The sequence below is a fragment of the Pluralibacter sp. genome, assembly GCF_019237635.1.
Classification (GTDB): domain Bacteria; phylum Pseudomonadota; class Gammaproteobacteria; order Enterobacterales; family Enterobacteriaceae; genus Enterobacter_B.
Genome location: NZ_JAFAGS010000045.1, coordinates 1 through 5,707 on the forward strand (window position 1 = coordinate 1; position 5,707 = coordinate 5,707).

At 56.5% G+C, this 5,707-nt stretch carries 6 protein-coding genes; 1 reads left to right on the forward strand and 5 read right to left on the reverse strand.

Annotated elements, in window-relative coordinates; all coding sequences use genetic code 11:
* Nucleotides 1-58: 58 nt before the first annotated feature.
* From parE to nudF, 5 genes are read right to left on the reverse strand one after another with little or no spacing between them, the layout of a single operon-like run.
* Nucleotides 59-1,954: a DNA topoisomerase IV subunit B gene (gene parE, locus JO226_RS05100; protein WP_293494193.1), complete on the reverse strand. Its 1,896-nt coding sequence runs from the start codon at nucleotides 1,952-1,954 to the stop codon at nucleotides 59-61.
* 27 nt (nucleotides 1,955-1,981) lie between these two features.
* A complete protein-coding gene (gene yqiA, locus JO226_RS05105; protein ID WP_293494195.1) occupies nucleotides 1,982-2,557 on the reverse strand; it encodes an esterase YqiA in 576 nt (191 codons plus the stop codon).
* Nucleotides 2,557-3,384 (reverse strand): 3',5'-cyclic-AMP phosphodiesterase, encoded by an 828-nt coding sequence (cpdA, locus tag JO226_RS05110; protein WP_293494197.1) that lies wholly within the window; start codon nucleotides 3,382-3,384, stop codon nucleotides 2,557-2,559. Before cpdA ends, yqiA begins: the two co-directional genes overlap by 1 nt.
* Before the next feature lie 28 nt (nucleotides 3,385-3,412).
* The gene (locus JO226_RS05115) at nucleotides 3,413-3,835 is read right to left on the reverse strand and encodes a DUF1249 family protein (protein WP_293494199.1); all 423 of its coding nucleotides are present in this window, start codon (nucleotides 3,833-3,835) and stop codon (nucleotides 3,413-3,415) included.
* Nucleotides 3,832-4,464 (reverse strand): ADP-ribose diphosphatase, encoded by a 633-nt coding sequence (gene nudF, locus JO226_RS05120; RefSeq protein ID WP_293494203.1) that lies wholly within the window; start codon nucleotides 4,462-4,464, stop codon nucleotides 3,832-3,834. Before nudF ends, JO226_RS05115 begins: the two co-directional genes overlap by 4 nt.
* A gap of 203 nt (nucleotides 4,465-4,667) precedes the next feature.
* Here nudF and tolC point away from each other — a divergent pair.
* Nucleotides 4,668-5,707 (forward strand): outer membrane channel protein TolC (gene tolC, locus JO226_RS05125; RefSeq protein ID WP_293494201.1); only part of this gene is annotated, 1,040 nt, incomplete at its 3' end.

The following is a 5,707-nucleotide window of genomic DNA, read 5'->3' on the forward strand; positions in this document are numbered from 1 at the left end:
AAAAGCGGGGGAATAATACATGCCCCGCTTATTGATTATATAAATAGCTGATGCGGGATCAGGCTTCCAGATCCGCCATATCGCCTTTTTCCTGCAGCCAGTTACGGCGGTCTTCCGAACGCTTTTTGGCCAGCAGCATATCCATCACCGCGTCGGTCTGCTGCTCATCTTCATCGCTGATAATCAGCTGCACCAGGCGGCGGGTGTTTGGATCGAGCGTCGTTTCGCGCAACTGCATCGGGTTCATTTCACCGAGGCCTTTAAAGCGCTGCACGTTCGGTTTGCCTTTCTTGCGCTTAAGCTGCTCCAGCACGCCCGCTTTCTCTTCTTCGTCCAGCGCGTAATAGACCTCTTTGCCGAGATCGATACGGTAGAGCGGCGGCATCGCGACATAAACGTGCCCCTCTTTCACCACCGCGCGGAAATGCTTCACGAACAGCGCGCACAGCAGCGTCGCGATGTGCAGACCGTCGGAGTCCGCATCCGCAAGGATACAGATCTTGCCATAGCGCAGCTGGCTTAAGTCGTCACTGTCAGGATCGATGCCGATCGCCACCGAAATATCGTGAACCTCCTGCGAGGCCAGCACTTCGTCCGAGGAGACTTCCCAGGTGTTAAGGATCTTACCTTTGAGCGGCATGATCGCCTGATACTCACGATCGCGCGCCTGCTTGGCGGAACCGCCCGCCGAGTCCCCTTCCACCAGGAACAGCTCGGTACGGCTGAGATCCTGTGCGGTGCAGTCGGCCAGTTTCCCAGGCAGCGCCGGGCCGCTGGTCAGTTTTTTACGCACCACTTTCTTCGCCGCGCGCAGACGACGCTGGGCGCTGGAAATCGCCATTTCGGCCAGCAGTTCGGCGGCCTGGACGTTCTGGTTCAGCCACAGGCTGAAGGCATCTTTCACCACGCCGGAGACGAACGCCGCGCACTGACGCGACGACAGGCGCTCTTTGGTTTGCCCTGCAAACTGCGGGTCCTGCATCTTCACCGACAGCACATAGGCGCAGCGGTCCCAGATATCTTCCGCCGACAGCTTCACGCCGCGCGGCAGAATATTGCGGTATTCGCAGAACTCGCGCATGGCGTCGAGCAGGCCCTGGCGCAGGCCGTTGACGTGCGTACCGCCCTGCATGGTCGGGATCAGGTTGACGTAACTTTCGGTCAGCAGCTCGCCGCCTTCCGGCAGCCACAGCAGCGCCCAGTCAACGGCTTCGGTATCACCCGCAAAGCTGCCGACAAACGGTTTTTCCGGCAGCAGCGGCAGACCGTTGACCGCCTCGCACAGGTAGTCGTTCAGACCATCGGCATAGCACCAGGTTTGCTCGCTGTCGTTCACCTGGTCTTTGAAAACGATCTCCACGCCCGGGCACAGCACCGCTTTTGCTTTCAGCAGATGCGTCAGGCGGGAAACGGAAAAACGCGGGCTATCGAAGAAGCTTTCGTCCGGCCAGAAGTGCACGCTGGTGCCGGTATTGCGTTTACCGACCGTACCGGTGACGTGCAAGTCTTCCACTTTTTCGCCGTTTTCAAAGGCGATGCTGTACACCTGTCCGTCGCGGCGAACGTTCACTTCCACGCGCTTAGACAGGGCGTTAACCACAGAGATCCCCACACCGTGGAGGCCGCCGGAGAACTGGTAGTTTTTGTTCGAGAACTTACCGCCCGCATGAAGACGGCAAAGGATCAGTTCGACGGCCGGTACGCCCTCTTCAGGGTGAATGTCGACCGGCATGCCGCGACCGTCGTCGATAACCTCCAGCGACTGATCGGCATGTAAAATCACTTCCACGCGCTTCGCGTGGCCCGCCAGTGCCTCATCCACACTGTTATCAATAACTTCCTGACCCAGGTGGTTAGGACGAGTAGTATCGGTGTACATCCCCGGGCGGCGGCGAACCGGCTCAAGCCCAGTGAGTACCTCGATGGCATCAGCGTTGTAAGAAGATTGCGTCATGATGTGTTCACAGGTAGAAGGGGCCAGTCAATGCAGCCCCAGAAAATCGATAATCTGTGTGAAATGATCGTCAAAGCCGATAAATGCGTGATTACCGCCCTCCTCAACCGTCTGGCGGCAGGAGGCGTAGTACGCCACAGCCTGGCGGTAATCGAGCACTTCATCGCCCGTCTGCTGCAGCAGCCAGATGAGATCCGGGGCTTCGAGCGGGTCAATTTGCATCACTTTGAGATCGTAAATATGGCGTGACTCTAGCACATATTGTTCCCCGGTGTAGGGATTCTCGTTGCGCCCAATGAACGCGGTGAGCAGCTCAAAGGGGCGTACCGCCGGGTTTACCACCACTGCGGGCAGCATAAAGCATTGTGAAAGCCAGGTGGCGTAGTAACCGCCAAGCGACGAGCCAACGACGCCCAACGTTTCGCCGCCGTGTTCCAGCACCAGTTTTTCCAGCAGTTCGGCGGCGTCTCCCGGGTAAGCGGGAAGTTGCGGCACCACCATGTCGATGTCCGGGTGATTGGCCGCCAGCCATGACTTCAGCGCCGTCGCTTTTGCCGAGCGCGGCGAGCTGTTAAAACCGTGCAGATAGAGAAGCGTAGACATCAGTATCCTTCTGAAGCCGTATCCGGGCGGAACTGCGCGCTCGTCAGACGGCAGACCTCGGTGGTCAGCGAACCGTCGTCGTGTAGTTCAAGCCAGCGCCATCCGGGGGCAATGGTATCAAGGGTAAAATTCGCGCAGTGCGGTTTAAACTGCACGCAGGTCGACGGCGTCGCCATCATCCGGCGCCCGTTCCAGTCGAGATCCATCTCCTGATGGATATGGCCGCACAGCATATGTTTCACCCGCGGATAGCGGGACAGCACCTGATCCAACGCGCCAGCGTTGCGCAGGCTGTGCTGATCGAGCCAGCTGCATCCCGACGGGAGCGGATGATGGTGCAACAGCAGCAGGGTATGGCGCTCAGTGGATTCCGAAAGCTTCTGCTCCAGCCAGTCGAGCTGGAAATCGCTTAATTCACCGTGCGGGACGCCGAAGACCTGGCTGTCCAGCAGCAGAATTTGCCAGTGCTCGCCCAGCAAAACGCGTTTTGCTGGTGAGATGCCCGCATCCTGCAACGCGCTGTACATCGCGGGCTGGAAATCGTGATTGCCCGGCAGCCAAACGCAAGGCGCAGCAAACCCGGCGATGCCTTCAGCAAACAGCTGATAGGCCGCAGACGAATGATCCTGTGCTAAATCCCCTGTCGCAACGATCAGGTCACAGTCGCGCTGTGAGGCATGAATAGCGGCCAGTACGGCCTGATAGCTATCCCAGGTGTTCACCCCTAACAACGTTTCATGTTTTTCAGCAAACAGGTGAGTATCAGTAATTTGTAATATCCTCACCCTGGCCCCACCAGCCAGAGGAAGGTTTAACAGGCTTTCCAAATGGTGTCCTTAGGTAGGTTTCTCGACGCTAACAAACCGGAATCGCCATCGCTCCATGTGCCAGACAGTAACGTAACCAGTCCGCAAGAAACTGGTTAATTTGATGCTTTTCGTCGCGTTGATGCAACTTTTTATTAGGATAATCATATCGCGCTTTGAAGCGAAAGATCTGCTGACTCGAACACACTTCAGCGACCATCGCATCATGGTAGAGGCGCACCGTCATTGACGGCAGGCTCCAGTAACTGATCGCTGGCACCGTCTGCTCTATCTCCACGAGCGTAGTGTAGCGGGTCGACTCGCTTATCGTTAACCGATACTGCGCATTTCCCACCTGATAGCTTACCGTTTCGCCGGGTGCGTCAGTTTGAGGCAGCAGGCGGCGCAATTGCGCGAAATTGGTCTCGCACAGGCGCATCATTTCAGGGAAGTCAGGTGTATAACGCTTCATTTTGTCCACTCGTTTCGTAAGTCCTGATAATGCAGCTGCAGCCATTGCAGGGCGATGACAGAGGCCGCGTTATCGATTTTCCCCTCTTCAACCCACTGATAAGCCTGCTCCCGACTTACCACATGAACACGAATATCTTCGTTTTCATCAGCCAGACCGTGGATACCGCCAGCGGTCGAGGCGTCCACTTCGCCGACCTTAATGGTCAGGCGCTCGCTGGTGCCTCCCGGGCTTGCCAGATAGCTGAGCACATGACGCATGCGCCCCACCTGCAGCCCGGCTTCCTCCACGGCTTCCCGGCGTGCGACGTCTTCGACGCTTTCCCCATCTTCAATCATGCCAGCGACCATTTCCATCAGCCAGGGGCTTTCGCTGGTGTCATAAGCGGCGATACGAATCTGCTCCACCAGTACGACTTCATCGCGCACTGGGTCAAAGGGTAGCAAGACTGCGGCGTGGCCGCGCTCAAAAATTTCTCGCGTGACCTCGCCACTCATCTCGCCATTGAACAGTCGATGGCGAAAGCGATAGAGATCTAACGAAAAAAATCCGCGATATAGCGTTTCCCGTGCAATAATTTCTACATCATTTTTCGACCAGGTTACGACCTGTCGCGAGGGCTTAGTCATCATGAGTTCCTTTAACGGCAATAGTGATGAAATTATGGATTTCCACGTAGTTTGGCTACTGTTTTACTAACGCTGTGGTAGATTGGTGCAAATTAACGCCAGATGGCACGATACGCCAACTTTTTACATGAGTAGACTCTGATACAATCGGCGTATCTTTTTGAATTAGATCAGTGCTAGATGCTTCACAACAAGGAATGCAAATGAAGAAATTGCTCCCCATCCTTATCGGCTTGAGCCTGACGGGTCTCAGTACAATAAGCCATGCAGAAAACCTGATGCAGGTTTATCAGCAGGCGCGCACAAGCAACCCGGATCTGCGTAAGTCCGCGGCCGATCGAGATGCTGCATTCGAAAAAATCAACGAAGCTCGCAGCCCATTACTGCCTCAACTGGGATTAGGTGCGGATTACACCTATACCAACGGCTTTCGCGATAACAACGGCATCAACTCCAATGCCACCAGCGCGGCATTGACCCTGACGCAGACCATTTTCGATATGTCGAAATGGCGCCAGCTGACGCTGCAGGAAAAAACCGCGGGCATTCAGGACGTTTCATACCAAACCGATCAGCAAACCCTGATCCTGAATACCGCAACGGCCTACTTTAACGTGCTGAGCGCCATTGATTCGCTCTCCTTCACCGAAGCGCAGAAACAGGCGGTATATCGTCAGTTAGACCAGACGACCCAGCGCTTTAACGTCGGCCTGGTGGCGATCACCGACGTCCAGAACGCCCGCTCGCAATACGACACCGTTCTGGCGAATGAAGTGACCGCGCGCAACAACCTGGACAACGCGGTAGAACAGCTGCGCCAGATAACCGGCAACTACTATCCTGAGCTGGCGTCGCTGAACGTGACCAACTTCAAGACCGACAAGCCGCAGGCGGTAAATGCCCTGCTGAAGGAAGCGGAAAACCGCAACCTGGCGCTGTTGCAGGCGCGTCTGAGCCAGGACCTGGCGCGTGAGCAGATTCGCTTCGCGGAAACCGGCCATATGCCGACCGTGGGCCTGACGGCGTCGACCGGCATCTCCGACACCAAATATAATGGCAGCAACACCAACACCGGCGCGACCAGCAGCCAGTTTACCGACCGCAATATCGGTCAGAACCAGATTGGCCTGAACTTCAGCCTGCCGCTGTACAGCGGCGGTTCCGTGACCTCGCAGGTGAAACAGGCGCAGTACAACTTTGTCGGCGCCAGCGAGCAGCTGGAAGGCGCACACCGCAGCGTCGT

What these genes read in the sequence shown, in the direction of transcription:
- yqiA (WP_293494195.1), bottom strand. Translation starts at nt 2,557, where the DNA reads ATGTCTACGCTTCTCTATCTGCACGGTTTTAACAGCTCGCCGCGCTCG.
- parE (WP_293494193.1), bottom strand. Translation starts at nt 1,954, where the DNA reads ATGACGCAATCTTCTTACAACGCTGATGCCATCGAGGTACTCACTGGG.
- nudF (WP_293494203.1), bottom strand. Translation starts at nt 4,464, where the DNA reads ATGACTAAGCCCTCGCGACAGGTCGTAACCTGGTCGAAAAATGATGTA.
- JO226_RS05115 (WP_293494199.1), bottom strand. Translation starts at nt 3,835, where the DNA reads ATGAAGCGTTATACACCTGACTTCCCTGAAATGATGCGCCTGTGCGAG.